Genomic DNA, 13,182 nt, shown 5'->3' with positions numbered 1-13,182 from the left:
ACGCCGCTGAAACGAAACCTCTTGCTCGACACCGCATCCGTCCCCGTCCAGAACCCCGCCGACACCTCTTCGACCCGTCTCCCGCGCACGGGGGCCTCGTCGACCGCCGCGATCCGGGCCCTCGGCACCAATCCGGCCACCGCGCCGATCGTGCTGCACCCGGGGGACGCGCTCCCGACCTCGCGCCGCGTCCTCTACGTGATCCTCCTCGGGGCGCTCACCGCCCTCGGGCCGTTCACGATCGACCTGTATCTGCCCGCGTTCCCCGTCCTGGAATCGGACTTCCAGACCACCGCCGCCGCGATCCAGCTGACCCTCACCGGAACGATGATCGGATTCGGCCTGGGCCAACTGGTGGTGGGGCCGCTCAGCGACAAGGTCGGTCGACGGATCCCCCTGCTGGCCGTCACCGCCCTGCACGTGGTGGCGAGCATCGCCGCCGCGATCGCGCCCACGCTGTTGCTGCTCGGGGTCGCCCGGGTGTTCATGGGGATCGGCGCCGCAGCGGGAGGCGTGGTCGCGATGGCGATCGTGCGCGACCTGTTCGGCGGCAAGCGCCTGGTCGTCATGCTCAGCAGACTCGCCCTCGTGGTGGGTGTCGCCCCCGTCGTGGCGCCCCTCATCGGCGCGGCGCTCCTGGAGGTCATGCCGTGGCGTGGCCTGTTCGTGGTCCTGGCCTGCTACGGCGCCGTGATGTTCCTCGCCGCGATCGTCTTCATCCCGGAGACCCTTCCGCCCGCTCGACGGCACGATCAGGGCAGCATGACGATGCGCCAGCGCTACCGGAGCGTGCTGTCGGACCGGGTGTTCCTGGGGGTGCTGGTCATCGGGGGGATGAGCTTCAGCGGGCTGTTCTCGTACCTGTCCGCGTCACCGTTCCTCTTCCAGCAGACCCACGGCCTGGACGCGCAGCAGTACGGGATGTTGTTCGCCGTCAACTCCCTCGGCGTCGTCCTCGGGGTGCAGACGGCGTCCCGGTTGGCGGCACGTTTCGGACCGCAGTGGGTGTTGGCGTTCTCGACCGCCGTCCTCGTCCTGGCCGGTAGCGCGATCATCCTGACCGATCAGCTCGGCCTCGGTCTGTGGGGGACGGTCGTGCCGCTGTTCGTGTTCATGACCGCGGTCGGCTTCACGATGCCGTGCGTGCAGGTGCTCGCCCTCGATCGCCACCCCAAGGCGGCCGGTACCGCGGCGTCGCTTCTGGGTGCGGTGAACTTCGGTGTCGCGGGAATGGTCTCGCCGATCGTCGGCGGCCTGTCCGAGGGCGCGATCACCGCAACGACGATGGCTGTCGTCATGGTCGGATGCGGTGCGCTCGCCGTCGCCGCGCTGTGGATCATCGTGCGGCCGCGTTCGGTGGAACGCCTCACGCCCTGACCGTCGGTGCCCTCCCTCGGGGCAGAATGGGCGGATGCTCTCTCCTTCCCGCGTCCGGACGACGGCGGTCTGGGCGGCCGTGATCGGCGTGGTGTTGATCGGATCGGCGGCGGGCCTGGGTGCGTGGGCGTTCGCCCGCGGCAACACGCCCTTCGCGATCGACGCCTGGTGGAACGCCCTCCTCGTCGACGCCGCCATCCCGCTGGCCGGGGCCGTCTCGTACGCCATGAACTTCCTCGGGGGCGGGTGGTTCGGGGTGTTCGTCGTCCCCCTCGGCGCCGCCGCCGCGTTGCTCGCGCTGCGCCGACCGTGGGCGGCCGTGTTCTTCCTCACCGCCGAAGCGACCTCGGCGGCACTCGTGCAAGTCCTCAAGCACCTGTTCGGGCGTGCCCGACCGACGGAGATCCTCATCATCTCGGACTACGGGTCCTATCCCTCCGGACATGTCGCGAACGCCGCGACCCTCGCGGTGTGCGCCGTGGTGATCTTCCCCCGTATCGCGGTGGCTCTCGTGGGTGCGGCGTGGATCCTCCTCATGGCCTTCAGCCGCACCTATCTGCATGCGCATTGGCTCAGCGACACGGTCGGGGGTGCACTGGTCGGTGCGGGGGCTGCGCTGGTGGTCGCCGCGGCGATGGCTGTTCCCCTGGCGAGGGACCGCGAGGTCGTCCGGTCGCGTCGGAGCGCGCACTAGGCTGGCGCGCATGAGCGCCCCCGACTCGTCCGACATCGCCGTCGCCGAAGCCGAACTCGCTCTCGTGCGTGCGGAGGCCGAGGCCGCCGAGGCGCGGCTGGAGGCGGCGCGGGCACGGGCCGCGCTCGCGGCCGCCGAGGTGGCGGCGGCGAGGGCCCGCGCGACGGGGGCGGAGGCCCCGATGCCCGCACACGTGCAGCCGGCCCCGGCCGCCGCCGGGTCGGACCTGCAGTCGACCTCCGATGCCGCGCCGCGCACGGCGTCCGACGTGTCATCCGCGCCCCCGACGGCGCCGAGGACCGACGACAGGGCCGCCGGACCGCTCGACGCCGACGAGGTCGCCGCGGTGATCGCCGGGTACACCTTCGAGGTCGACACGCTCGATCTCGGCGCCCTCGTGAACACCGAGGCCCGAGCCGATGCCCAGGTGCGCATCCCGCTGTCGATGATGAACCGGCACGGGCTCATCGCCGGTGCGACCGGCACGGGGAAGACCCGGACGCTCCAGGGGCTGGCGGAGCAACTCGCCGCGAAGGGCGTGCCGGTGTTCGCCGCCGACGTCAAAGGGGATCTGTCGGGCCTTGCGACGCCGGGGGAACCGAGCGAGAAGCTTCTCGCGCGCACCCGCGGAATCGGTCAGGACTGGGCCCCGGCGGCCTCCGCGACCGAGTACTTCGCGCTCGGCGGCGTCGGCACCGGAGTGCCCGTGCGGGCGACCGTTTCGGCGTTCGGTCCGCTCCTGCTGAGCAAGGTCCTCGGTCTGAACCAGACGCAGGAGTCGAGCCTCGGGCTCGTCTTCCACTACGCCGATGCGAACGGGCTCGCCCTGGTCGACCTCGCCGATCTGCGCGCCGTCCTGACGTACCTGGTCAGCGAGGAGGGCAAGCCCGAGCTGAAGGGTCTGGGCGGCCTGTCGCCGTCGACCGTCGGGGTGATCCTGCGCGAACTCATCACCTTCGCCGAGGACGGGGCGGATGTGTTCTTCGGCGAACCGGAGTTCGACGTGACCGACTTCCTCCGCATCGCGCCCGATGGTCGGGGGATCATCTCGTTGCTCCAGGTGCCCGGCGTGATCGACAAGCCGGCACTGTTCTCGACGTTCCTGATGTACCTGCTGGCGGAGCTGTTCGAAGTCCTCCCCGAGGTGGGCGACCCCGACCGGCCCACGCTCGTGTTCTTCTTCGACGAAGCCCACCTGCTGTTCCGCGACGCCTCGAAGGACTTCCTCGCGGCCATCGTGCAGACGGTGCGGTTGATCCGTTCCAAGGGCGTCGGCGTGTTCTTCGTCACCCAGACCCCCAAGGACGTGCCCGGCGAGGTGCTGGCACAGCTCGGTTCGCGTGTGCAGCACGCCCTCCGAGCGTTCACCCCCGACGATGCCAAGGCGCTCCGCGCGACGGTGGGCACCTATCCGACCTCGGGGTACGACCTCGAACGCGTGCTCCAGGAGCTCGGCATCGGGGAGGCGATCGTCACGGTCATGAGCGAGCGGGGCGCCCCCACGCCGGTGGCGTGGACACGCCTGCGTGCCCCACGCGGTCTCATGTCGCCGACCCCGCACACGGCGATCGAGGCCGCCGTGGCCGCTTCGCCGCTGTCTGCCGTGTACGGAACCCCGATCGACCGTGAATCGGCGCGCGAGATCCTCGCCGCCCGGCTCAACGCCGCAGCCGAGTCCGAGTCCGCCGCGCAAGCGGAACGGGAACGAGCCGAGATCGAGGCCGAACTCGCCCGTCAGCAGGCGGCGATGGACGAAGCCCAGCAGCAGGCGGAGAAGAAGGCGCGGGCCGAGTACGAGCGACTGCTGAAGAAGACGGCGCGATCGCCCCGCACCCGCACCTCCCGCTCGGCGCGCAGCGGCTCGTCCGTGGAGCAGATCCTGAATTCGCGCGCGACCGAGGCGATCGTCTCCGGGGTGATCCGGGGCCTGTTCGGCACCGCACGGCGCTGACCGCGATCCCGGGCCGCATCACAGCCCGCGGACGCGCTCCGCATGCGTGTGCACCGCGAATGAGCCCCCGCGGCTGAACCCGACGAGGGTGACACCGCTGTCGTCGGCCAGCTGTGCGGCGAGCGTCGAGGGCGCACCCACCGCCGTGAGCATCGGGATGCCCGCGAGCCGCGCCTTCTGCACAAGTTCGAACGACGCGCGCCCCGACACCTGGAGCACGAGGTCCGCCAAGGGGAGGCGGCCCTCGCGCAGGGCCCATCCGATCACCTTGTCGACGGCGTTGTGACGGCCGACATCCTCCCGCACGCACACGAGATCGCCGCCGGCGGTGAACAGACCCGCCGCATGGACGCCGCCCGTGGCGTCGAAGACCGGCTGGGCGTCACGGAGCGCATCCGGCAGTGCCGCGACGACGTCGGCGTCGATCAGCGGCGCGACCTGCCCGATCGGTAGCCGTGCCACTTTGGCGACCGCGTCGATGGACTCCGTTCCGCAGATCCCGCATGCGCTCGTGGTGGTGCTGTGCCGCGCGGCCGCCTCCGAGGGCGGCACGGCGCCGGGGCCCAGCTGCGCGTCGATGACGTTGTACGTCTGCGCGCCCTCCTCGTCGCGCCCGGCGCAGTAGCGGAGGGTGCGCAGCTGGTCGGGGGAGACGATGACGCCTTCGCCGACGAGGAAACCCGCGACGAGGTCGAAATCGTCGCCAGGCGTACGCATGGTGACCGCCCACGACGATCCGTCGATCCGGATCTCCAGCGGCTCCTCCGCGGCGAGCACATCCTCGCGTCGCGACACCGTTCGCGATCCGTCGACGGCGATGCGCACGCGGACGATGCGGCGGCGGGCGGTCGAGCGTGCCATCCCCTCACGATAGTCCCGCTCCGCACCGCCACGACCGGTACCCTCGGGGGATGGCGACGGGTGCACCGACGGACGGTATCGACGAGTCCGAGGTGCGCGTCGCCGCGCCGCCCACCAGCGCCGTCGGGGTGCCCGCAGTGCGCCACGCCCTGCAGATGGCGGTGTCGCAGATGGGGGTCCTCCGCAGTGCACAGACGCTGCGCCGGGTCAACCAGAAGGACGGTTTCGACTGCCCCGGATGCGCGTGGCCGGAGGAGGAACGGCGCCACGTCGCGGAGTTCTGCGAGAACGGCGCGAAGGCCGTCGCCGAGGAGGCCACCCTGCGCCGGGTGACGCCGGAGTTCTTCGCCGCGCACTCCGTCGCCGACCTCGCCGGGCGAGACGACTACTGGCTCGGTCAACAGGGGCGGTTGACAGATCCGATGATCCTCGACGAGGGGGCCACCCACTATCGACCGGCCACGTGGGGCGAAGCCCTCCGCCTCGTCGCCGATGAGCTGCGCGGGCTGGACAGCCCCGACCAGGCCGTCTTCTACACCTCGGGCCGCACCTCCAACGAAGCCGCATTCCTCTATCAGCTGATGGTGCGTGGGATCGGGACGAACAATCTCCCCGACTGCTCGAACATGTGTCACGAGTCCAGCGGATCGGCCTTGACGCAGACCCTCGGCGTGGGAAAGGGAACGGTCTCCCTCGACGACATCCACGATGCCGAGCTGCTGATCATCGCGGGCCAGAACCCCGGCACGAATCATCCCCGGATGCTGAGCGCGGTCGAGAAGGCCAAGCAGCGCGGCGCCGTGGTCGTCGCGGTCAACCCGCTGCCGGAGGCGGGGCTGAAGCGGTTCAAGAACCCGCAGACCGCCCACGGGGTGATCGCGGGCGGCACCGCCATCGCCGACGAATTCGTCCAGATCCGCCTCGGCGGCGACCAGGCGCTGTTCCAGGCGATCGGCAAGCACCTGCTCGAGGTCGAGGCGCAGGTCGGGGGCGTGGTCGACCGGACCTTCATCGACGAGTACACGGCGGGCTTCGACGAGTACCGCGCGGCGGTCGACCAGGTCGCGTGGACCGATCTGGTCGAGGCGACCGGGGTGCCGCAGACGCGACTGCGGGCGCTCGCAGACCGGTTCCGGGAATCGGAACGGACCATCGTGTGCTGGGCCATGGGGCTCACTCAGCACAAACACTCCGTGGCCACGCTGCGTGATGTCGTGAACGTCTTGCTGCTGCGGGGGGACATCGGGCGCCCCGGCGCAGGCGTGTGTCCGGTGCGCGGCCACTCCAATGTGCAGGGAGATCGCACGATGGGCATCTACGAGAAGATGCCGGAGGCCTTCCTCGCCGCACTCGGTGCCGAGTTCGGCTTCGATCCGCCCCGCCGCCCCGGCTTCGACACCGTCGCGTCGATCCGTGCGATGCGCGACGGGAAGGTCCGGGTGTTCATGGGGATGGGCGGCAACTTCGTCAGCGCCGCGCCCGACACGGCGGTCACCGAGGCGGCGTTGCGCCGCACCCGTCTGACGGTGCAGGTCTCGACCAAACTCAACCGCTCCCACGTGGTGACGGGATCTCGCGCGGTCATCCTCCCCACCCTCGGGCGCACCGACCGTGACACGCGGGGCGGACGCGTGCAGCGGGTCACGGTCGAGGACTCCATGAGCTCGGTGCACGCATCGCGCGGTCGATTGCGGCCACCATCGGATGACATGCTCAGTGAGGTGGCGATCGTGTCGCGGTTGAGCGCGCTGGTGTTCGAGGGAGAGCCGGGGGCCCCGCGCGCGGACTGGGGACGGCTGGAACAGGACTACGCCGCCGTGCGTCGACACATCTCGCATGTCGTGCCGGGGTTCGACCGTTTCGAAGAACGCATCGAGAAGGGACGCTCGTTCCGCCTGCCCAACGGGGCTCGCGAGCGCGCCTTCACGACGCCCTCGGGGCGTGCGCACTTCACGGCGAACGCGCTGGAGTACCCGCGTATCCCTGCCGGGCGACTGCTGCTGCAGACGCTGCGCTCCCACGACCAGTACAACACCACGATCTACGGCAAGGACGATCGATATCGTGGGATCCGGGGCGGACGCCGCGTCGTCTTCGTGAGCCCGGTCGACATCGACGCGTCCGGCCTGTCCGACGGCGACCTCGTCGACCTCGTCTCGGAATGGCCGGGTGCGAGCGGGCCGATCGAGCGCCGCGCGGAGGCCTTTCGTGTGGTGGCGTACGACACCCCCGTGGGCAACGCCGCGGCGTACTACCCGGAGACCAACGTGCTGGTGCCTCTGGAGTCGGTCGCCGATGTCAGCGGCACCCCCACGTCGAAGTCTGTGATCGTAAGGATCGAACGGCGCCGCGACCCGGTGGCCGCACCTATCGTGGAGGGATGACCTCTCTCACCGCGGCCGTCGTGACCGTCTCCGACCGGTCCCACCGTGGTGTACGCGAGGACGCCACCGGCCCCGTCGCCGTGACCGCGCTCCGTGAAGCCGGGTTCGACTGTGCGGACCCGGTGATCATCCCCGACGGCGCCGATGCGGTCGAAGCCGAATTGCGGCGCCTCGTCGCTGCGGGGGTCCGGGTGATCGTGACCTGCGGCGGAACCGGTGTGTCTGCGCGAGACCTCACACCGGAGGGGACGCTGCGGGTCCTCGACCGGGAGATCCCCGGAATCTCCGAGCGGCTCCGTGCCGACGGCGCGGCCGAGACGCCCCTGGCCGCGCTGTCGCGCGGGCGCTCCGGCGTGGCCGGCGACGCACTGATCGTGAACCTGCCCGGCTCCCCGCGGGCCGTCGCCTCCGGGATGCCGCTCCTCGTGAGCATCGCCGCGCACGTCCTCTCGCAGATCGAAGGCGGCGACCACTGATGTCGACCACGGTGGTCATCGCCGCGATCAGCGCGGATCCGATCGACGTCTCCGCCCACATCGAGGCCGTGCGCGATCCGGCGGTGGGTGCGCTCAACACCTTCATCGGGACGGTGCGTGACCACGACCCGGAGGCGGCGGGCGAGGTCGTCACCCTGGAGTACACCGCGCATCCCGACGCACAACGCATCATCGGCGAGCTCGCGGCGCGCGCGGCCGGTGACCGCGCGCGGATCGCCGTCACGCATCGCGTGGGTCGACTCGCCGTGGGTGATGTCGCCGTCGTCGTCGTCGCCGCCTCGGCCCACCGCGCCGAGGCCTTCGACGCCAGCCGCGAGCTGATCGAGGCGATCAAGACCGACTTGCCGGTGTGGAAGAAGCAGCACCAGTCCGGTGGTGCCGCGGCATGGGTGGGAATCGGATCGTGATCGGGTCTCCGGGCGCACTCGTCGACCGATTCGGGCGCGTGCATCGCGACCTGCGTATCTCGCTGACCGATCGCTGTTCGTTGCGATGCACCTACTGCATGCCCGAGGAGGGCGTGGAGTGGCTGGCGAAGGACAACATCCTCACCACCGACGAGCTGGCCCGTGTGGCGGAGGTCGCCGCGAGCCTGGGGATCACCGAGGTGCGCTTGACCGGCGGTGAACCGCTGTTGCGACGCGATGTCGTCGATGTGGTCGCCCGCATGGCGGCGATCGAGGGGCCCGAAGGCCCGCTCGAGGTGTCGATGACGACGAACGCGTTGGCGTTGCCGAAACTCGCCCGCCCGTTGCGCGACGCCGGTCTGGCCCGGGTGAACATCTCGATCGACACGCTGCGGCGCGAGCGGTTCGCCGACCTGACGCGGCGCGACCGTCTCGACGACACCCTGGCCGGCATCGAAGCCGCCCGGGAGGTGGGGTTTGCACCGCTGAAGTTCAACGCCGTGGCGATGCGCGGGGTCAACGACGACGAGGTGGTCGATCTGGTGCGTTTCGCCGTCGAGCGTGACGCCGAGATGCGCTTCATCGAGCAGATGCCGCTGGATGCCGGTCACATCTGGTCACGGGTGGAGATGGTCCGGGGGGAGGAGATCCTCGACGCGCTGCGCGCGGCGTTCACGTTGGAACCGGTCGGTGATCGCGGTGCGTCCCCGGCGGAGATCTTCCGCGTCGACGGCGGACCGGCGACGGTCGGGGTGATCGCGTCGGTGACCGCTCCGTTCTGTGGCGCGTGCGACCGCGTCCGGCTCACCGCGGACGGTCAGATCCGCAACTGCCTGTTCGCACGCGAGGAGTCCGACCTGCTTCCGCTGCTGCGCGGGGACGCCGGAGACGACGACATCGCCGATCTGCTTCGACGCTCGATCGCGGGCAAACTGCCGGGGCACGGTATCGATGAGCCCGGTTTCCTGCAGCCGCAACGTCCGATGAGCGCGATCGGCGGTTGATTCGCCCGTCAACCGCCCGCGAAAGGCGGCAGCACGTCGACCGTGGCGGCGCCGATCAGAGACGTGGTGTCATCGGCGCGGACCCCGTCCACCAGGAGCGCGCAACGCGGGAGCACGGCCGCGAGGTCGGGGTGCGTGCGGATGAGCGTGTCGCGCAGGACGGCGACGTCGCGCGCCGAATACGAGCCGGCCTCGGTTCCCGCAGCCTCCTCCGCCGCGGCGAAGAACCGTACCGTGACCGTCGACGAGGTGGTCGCGGAAGAGGTCAATCCTGACCCTCCCAATCGTCGGCCAGCTCCGAGAGTGCGGCGATCGCCTCGATGACATCGGTCTTGTCGGCTCCCTCCCGCGCGGCGACGAAGCCCGCCACGAAGGTGGCCAGCGGGGCGGCGGGACGGGCGATCGCGTGGGCGGCGTCGCGGGCGAGCCCGAGGATCTCCACCGTCGGCACGGTGTCGACCGGAAGATCGAACCGATCACGCATCGCCGAGACCCACGTGTCGAGGTCTTCCGGGCTCAGGTGCGTCTTCGAGTCGGCCATGTCGTCCTCCGTTCCTCGGGCACCGGGTGCCCTCCCTCCAGCTTCGTCGAGATCGCCGCGGGTGTCCACGTCGGCGACGATGTCGGTGGGCAGGTGCGGATGCGCACATGCCACCGGGCGCAGGAGGAGCGTCACCGGCGCCCCGGTGAGGTCTCCCGCGACACGCACCGCATCACGGAGCGCCCGGGTTCGGTAGCGGCCGGCGAGCCACTGCTCCCGGCCACCTCCGTCGACCGGGACGACGCCGTCGACGCCCGCGGGGATGCGCTCCAGCATCGCGACCACTCGGGCGGGGTGGCGCAGATCGCACGCGAGCACGAAGACCTCTTCGGCTGTCACCGCCTTCACACCGGTCGCGATCGCGGCGGCGGGGCCGGAGAAGACGGGAGACTCCCGGCGCCAGGTCACCCGGGGGTCCGGGCGGAGCGGCCGCACATCGCCGACGACGATGACCCGGCGCGCACCCGCGGCGCGTGCCGCGTCGACCACGCGCTGGAGCAGGGTCTCCTCGTCGATGGTGGCGGCGGCCTTGTCGGCGCCGAACCGCGTCGAGCGGCCGCCCGCGAGCACGATGGCCTCGAGTGTCGGGCTCATGCGTCGCCGCGGGACCACTCTCCGGACCGTCCGCCGGTCTTGGCTTCCAGGCGGACGCGTTCGATCTGCACGAACCGGTCGACCCCCTTGAGCATGTCCACGATCGACAAGGCGGCGACCGAGACCGCGGTGAAGGCCTCCATCTCGACCCCCGTGCGGTCGGCGGTGCGCACGGTCGCGCGTATCTCGACACCGTCGTCGACGACCTCGAGGTCGATCACCGCCCCGTGCACGCCGATGATGTGCGCCAGCGGCAGCAGCTCGGCCGTGCGCTTGGCGCCCTGGATACCCGCGATCCGGGCGACCGCGAGCACATCGCCCTTCGGGACGGAGCCGTCGCGCAGGGCCGCGACGGCCGTGTCGGAGCATCGGACGAACCCGGTGGCCGTCGCGGCCCTCACCGTGGGCTGTTTCGCGGTGACGTCGACCATTCGGGCATGACCGTCGCCGTCGAGATGGGTGAAGGGCTGCGTGCTCATGACACCAGCATGACAGCCACGAGATCACCCGCCGCCACCGCGTCGACCTCGGCCGGCACGACGGCGTACGCCTCGGCGTGAGCGAGCCCACCGGCCAGGTGCGAACCCGACCCGCCGCCGGTCGCCGGCCGCACGGTCCATGCCGCCGCGTCCGCTCGGTCGATCGCCGCCGGAAGGTACTGGCGCCGCCCCTGAGGGGTGCGCCACCCCGTGGCGGCGCGAAGGCGGATCACCGGGCGATCCAGGTCGCTCCGCCCCTGGAGGTACCCGAGCGCGGGGCGCACGAACGTCTCCCACGAGACCGCTACGCTCACCGGGTTGCCGGGGAGGCAGAAGACCGGCAGGCCACCGTCGAGCACGCCGAACCCCTGGGGTTTGCCGGGTTGCATCGCGACCTTGTCGAACCGCACCCGATCGCCTTCGAGCACGTCGCGCACCACCTCGTAGGCGCCCACGCTCACCCCGCCCGTGCACACGACGGCATCGGCTCCGGCATCCTGTGCCGCGGCGAGGGCCGCGCGGAAGGCCGCGCCGTCGTCGGCGACCCGCGTGATGTGCACGACGGCGGCGCCCGACTCGGCGGCCAGGGCCGCCAGGAGTACGCCGTTGGACTCGGGGATCTGGCCGCGACGCATGTGCTCGCCCGGGGTGACCAGTTCGCTGCCCGTGGAGACGATCGCCAGGCGGACGCGCCGGCGGGTGGTCACCTCGGCGATCCCGGCGGCGGCCAGGGCCGCGAGGCGGAAAGCCGTGAGCACCTCGCCCGCGCGCACCACGACCTCTCCCGCGGCGAGGTCGCCGCCCCGGCGACGGATGTGCTGTCCGACGCCCGGTGCGACCGTCACCTCGGTGCGGGTGAGGGATGCATCCAGAGCCGCGGTGGTGTGCTCGACCGGCACGACGGCGTCCGCGTCCGTCGGCACGGCGGAGCCGGTCATGATGCGGGCGGCCTGTCCGGGAGCGAGCGGCGGATCGACGGAAGAGCCCGCGGGGAGATCGGCGACGACGTCCAACGTCACGGGGGCGTCGGCACTCGCCGACGCCAGGTCTGCGGCCCGTACCGCGAACCCGTCCATCGCGGAGTTGTCGAACACGGGGATGTCCACGGCGGCCCGGGCATCGGCCGCGCAGACGAGGCCGCCGGCCTGCGGGAGCGGGACGGTCTGCGTCGCGAACGGGGTGAGGGTGTCGAGGATGCGGTCCCGATGCTGCTCGACGGTGAGGAGTACGCTCACGCGACACCCACCGCCCGTCGCTGCGCGGCGCGCCACGCGGCCATGCCGCCATCGAGGACGGTGGCCTCGACGCCGGCGGCGCGCAGGGCCTCGGCGGCCCGTTCGGCGCGGGGACCGCGTTCGCACACCACGACCACGCGCGCGGCGCCCGCGACGAGGGGGTCGGCGAGCACGTGCGCGAGGGGGATGTGCACGGCGCCGGGGATCCGTCCGCCGGCGACCTCCTCCGCCTCCCGCACATCGAGAAGGGTCGGTGCCCGATCGTCGTCGAGCGTGGCACGCAGGGTGGCCACGCTCACGCGCCCGATCGCCGGGGTGGCGGTGCCGGCGATCGGGGTCGGGGACGGCCGCAACGGGAGCTCGCGCTGCTTCGCGCCGAAGGCGTCGAGTACGCAGATGCGCCCGAACAGGGGTTCGCCGACCCCCATGACGAGCTTGACGGCCTCTGTCGCCATCACAGCCCCGGCATGGAGACACAGCGTGCCCAGAACGCCCGCCGTCGCGCAGTTGGGAGGCTCTCCGGCGGCCCCGGGAGGGAACAGATCAGACAGGCGGATGCCGGTCGCCGGCTCCGGAGGGGTCGCCCAGAAGACCGTCACCTGCGCGAATCCGCCCAGGACCGAACCCCACACGACCGGGACGCCGAGACGGGCGCACGCGGCGTCGACGACGTCGCGCGTGGCGAAGGAGTCGCTGCCGTCGATCACCAGATCGCACCCGTCGAGGAGGCGCCCCGCGTTGTCCGCGCCCAAACGCTCGGTGACCGTCTCGACCCGGATCGCGCGGGAGAGTGCTCGGGCCCGTCGTGCGGCCGATTCCGCCTTGGCGTCGCCGATGGTGTCGAGGTCATGGATGATCTGGCGTTGCAGGTTGGACACCTCGACGTGGTCGTCGTCGATGATCCGCAGCATCCCCACACCGGCCGCCGCGAGGGCGAGGATGACCGGGCTGCCCAGGCCTCCGGCCCCGACCACGGCGATTCGCGCCGCGGCGAGTCGTCGTTGTCCGGCGTCGCCGACCTGCGGCAGGGCATGGTGGCGTGCGGTTCGCGACGCCTCGTCGGGAATGAGGGCGTCGACGGGTGCCACGAGCGGCGGGAACGTCATGACACCACGCTACGCCCGAACTCACCACCGTGTCTCTATCCGCGGAAGCGGT

General features: G+C 71.4%; 13 protein-coding genes. 7 read left to right on the top strand and 6 right to left on the bottom strand.

Going from position 1 to position 13,182, the window contains the following annotated elements:
- The first annotated feature begins 21 nt into the window (after positions 1 to 21).
- From ABD204_RS00945 to ABD204_RS00935, 3 genes are read left to right on the top strand one after another with little or no spacing between them, the layout of a single operon-like run.
- Complete coding sequence (locus ABD204_RS00945; RefSeq protein WP_194422862.1) at positions 22 to 1,377, top strand: multidrug effflux MFS transporter; 1,356 nt, start codon at positions 22 to 24, stop codon at positions 1,375 to 1,377.
- 34 nt (positions 1,378 to 1,411) lie between these two features.
- A complete protein-coding gene (locus tag ABD204_RS00940; protein WP_194422861.1) occupies positions 1,412 to 2,071 on the top strand; it encodes a phosphatase PAP2 family protein in 660 nt (219 codons plus the stop codon).
- A gap of 10 nt (positions 2,072 to 2,081) precedes the next feature.
- Positions 2,082 to 4,022: a helicase HerA-like domain-containing protein gene (locus tag ABD204_RS00935; RefSeq protein WP_344098273.1), complete on the top strand. Its 1,941-nt coding sequence runs from the start codon at positions 2,082 to 2,084 to the stop codon at positions 4,020 to 4,022.
- Positions 4,023 to 4,040: 18 nt separating this feature from the next.
- Here the strand turns inward: ABD204_RS00935 and fdhD are convergent, their stop codons facing one another.
- Positions 4,041 to 4,883: a formate dehydrogenase accessory sulfurtransferase FdhD gene (gene fdhD / locus ABD204_RS00930; protein ID WP_194422859.1), complete on the bottom strand. Its 843-nt coding sequence runs from the start codon at positions 4,881 to 4,883 to the stop codon at positions 4,041 to 4,043.
- Between the two features lie 50 nt (positions 4,884 to 4,933).
- Here fdhD and ABD204_RS00925 point away from each other — a divergent pair, with 50 nt between their 5' ends.
- The 4 genes from ABD204_RS00925 to moaA are packed head-to-tail and all read left to right on the top strand — an operon-like array spanning position 4,934 to position 9,175.
- A complete protein-coding gene (locus ABD204_RS00925) occupies positions 4,934 to 7,267 on the top strand; it encodes an FdhF/YdeP family oxidoreductase (RefSeq protein WP_194422858.1) in 2,334 nt (777 codons plus the stop codon).
- Positions 7,264 to 7,743, top strand: coding sequence for a MogA/MoaB family molybdenum cofactor biosynthesis protein (locus ABD204_RS00920; RefSeq protein WP_194422857.1), 480 nt, complete (start codon positions 7,264 to 7,266; stop codon positions 7,741 to 7,743). The genes ABD204_RS00925 and ABD204_RS00920 overlap by 4 nt, the downstream gene beginning before the upstream one ends.
- Complete coding sequence (locus ABD204_RS00915; protein ID WP_194422856.1) at positions 7,743 to 8,171, top strand: molybdenum cofactor biosynthesis protein MoaE; 429 nt, start codon at positions 7,743 to 7,745, stop codon at positions 8,169 to 8,171. Before ABD204_RS00920 ends, ABD204_RS00915 begins: the two co-directional genes overlap by 1 nt.
- A complete protein-coding gene (gene moaA, locus ABD204_RS00910) occupies positions 8,150 to 9,175 on the top strand; it encodes a GTP 3',8-cyclase MoaA (protein WP_194422855.1) in 1,026 nt (341 codons plus the stop codon). Before ABD204_RS00915 ends, moaA begins: the two co-directional genes overlap by 22 nt.
- A gap of 8 nt (positions 9,176 to 9,183) precedes the next feature.
- Here moaA and ABD204_RS00905 read toward each other — a convergent pair whose 3' ends face one another.
- The 5 genes from ABD204_RS00905 to ABD204_RS00885 are packed head-to-tail and all read right to left on the bottom strand — an operon-like array spanning position 9,184 to position 13,130.
- Positions 9,184 to 9,444, bottom strand: a complete 261-nt coding sequence (locus tag ABD204_RS00905; RefSeq protein ID WP_194422854.1) for a MoaD/ThiS family protein — start codon at positions 9,442 to 9,444, stop codon at positions 9,184 to 9,186.
- Positions 9,441 to 10,310 carry an NTP transferase domain-containing protein gene (locus tag ABD204_RS00900; RefSeq protein WP_194422853.1) on the bottom strand — a complete coding sequence of 290 codons (870 nt, stop codon included), beginning with the start codon at positions 10,308 to 10,310 and terminating at the stop codon, positions 9,441 to 9,443. The genes ABD204_RS00905 and ABD204_RS00900 overlap by 4 nt, the downstream gene beginning before the upstream one ends.
- Positions 10,307 to 10,789, bottom strand: a complete 483-nt coding sequence (gene moaC / locus ABD204_RS00895) for a cyclic pyranopterin monophosphate synthase MoaC (protein ID WP_194422852.1) — start codon at positions 10,787 to 10,789, stop codon at positions 10,307 to 10,309. Before moaC ends, ABD204_RS00900 begins: the two co-directional genes overlap by 4 nt.
- Complete coding sequence (locus ABD204_RS00890) at positions 10,786 to 12,024, bottom strand: molybdopterin molybdotransferase MoeA (RefSeq protein WP_194422851.1); 1,239 nt, start codon at positions 12,022 to 12,024, stop codon at positions 10,786 to 10,788. Before ABD204_RS00890 ends, moaC begins: the two co-directional genes overlap by 4 nt.
- Positions 12,021 to 13,130, bottom strand: a complete 1,110-nt coding sequence (locus ABD204_RS00885; RefSeq protein ID WP_194422850.1) for a ThiF family adenylyltransferase — start codon at positions 13,128 to 13,130, stop codon at positions 12,021 to 12,023. The genes ABD204_RS00890 and ABD204_RS00885 overlap by 4 nt, the downstream gene beginning before the upstream one ends.
- Between the last annotated feature and the right edge of the window lie 52 nt (positions 13,131 to 13,182).

The organism is Microbacterium aquimaris, from assembly GCF_039531285.1.
GTDB classification, from domain to species: domain Bacteria; phylum Actinomycetota; class Actinomycetes; order Actinomycetales; family Microbacteriaceae; genus Microbacterium; species Microbacterium aquimaris.
The sequence above is the reverse complement of the archived record's forward strand: the minus strand, read 5'-3'. Positions and strand labels throughout refer to the sequence as shown.

What these genes read in the sequence shown, in the direction of transcription:
- ABD204_RS00940 (WP_194422861.1), top strand. Translation starts at nt 1,412, where the DNA reads ATGCTCTCTCCTTCCCGCGTCCGGACGACGGCGGTCTGGGCGGCCGTG.
- ABD204_RS00935 (WP_344098273.1), top strand. Translation starts at nt 2,082, where the DNA reads ATGAGCGCCCCCGACTCGTCCGACATCGCCGTCGCCGAAGCCGAACTC.
- fdhD (WP_194422859.1), bottom strand. Translation starts at nt 4,883, where the DNA reads ATGGCACGCTCGACCGCCCGCCGCCGCATCGTCCGCGTGCGCATCGCC.
- ABD204_RS00925 (WP_194422858.1), top strand. Translation starts at nt 4,934, where the DNA reads ATGGCGACGGGTGCACCGACGGACGGTATCGACGAGTCCGAGGTGCGC.
- ABD204_RS00920 (WP_194422857.1), top strand. Translation starts at nt 7,264, where the DNA reads ATGACCTCTCTCACCGCGGCCGTCGTGACCGTCTCCGACCGGTCCCAC.
- ABD204_RS00915 (WP_194422856.1), top strand. Translation starts at nt 7,743, where the DNA reads ATGTCGACCACGGTGGTCATCGCCGCGATCAGCGCGGATCCGATCGAC.
- moaA (WP_194422855.1), top strand. Translation starts at nt 8,150, where the DNA reads ATGGGTGGGAATCGGATCGTGATCGGGTCTCCGGGCGCACTCGTCGAC.
- ABD204_RS00900 (WP_194422853.1), bottom strand. Translation starts at nt 10,310, where the DNA reads ATGAGCCCGACACTCGAGGCCATCGTGCTCGCGGGCGGCCGCTCGACG.
- moaC (WP_194422852.1), bottom strand. Translation starts at nt 10,789, where the DNA reads ATGAGCACGCAGCCCTTCACCCATCTCGACGGCGACGGTCATGCCCGA.
- ABD204_RS00885 (WP_194422850.1), bottom strand. Translation starts at nt 13,130, where the DNA reads ATGACGTTCCCGCCGCTCGTGGCACCCGTCGACGCCCTCATTCCCGAC.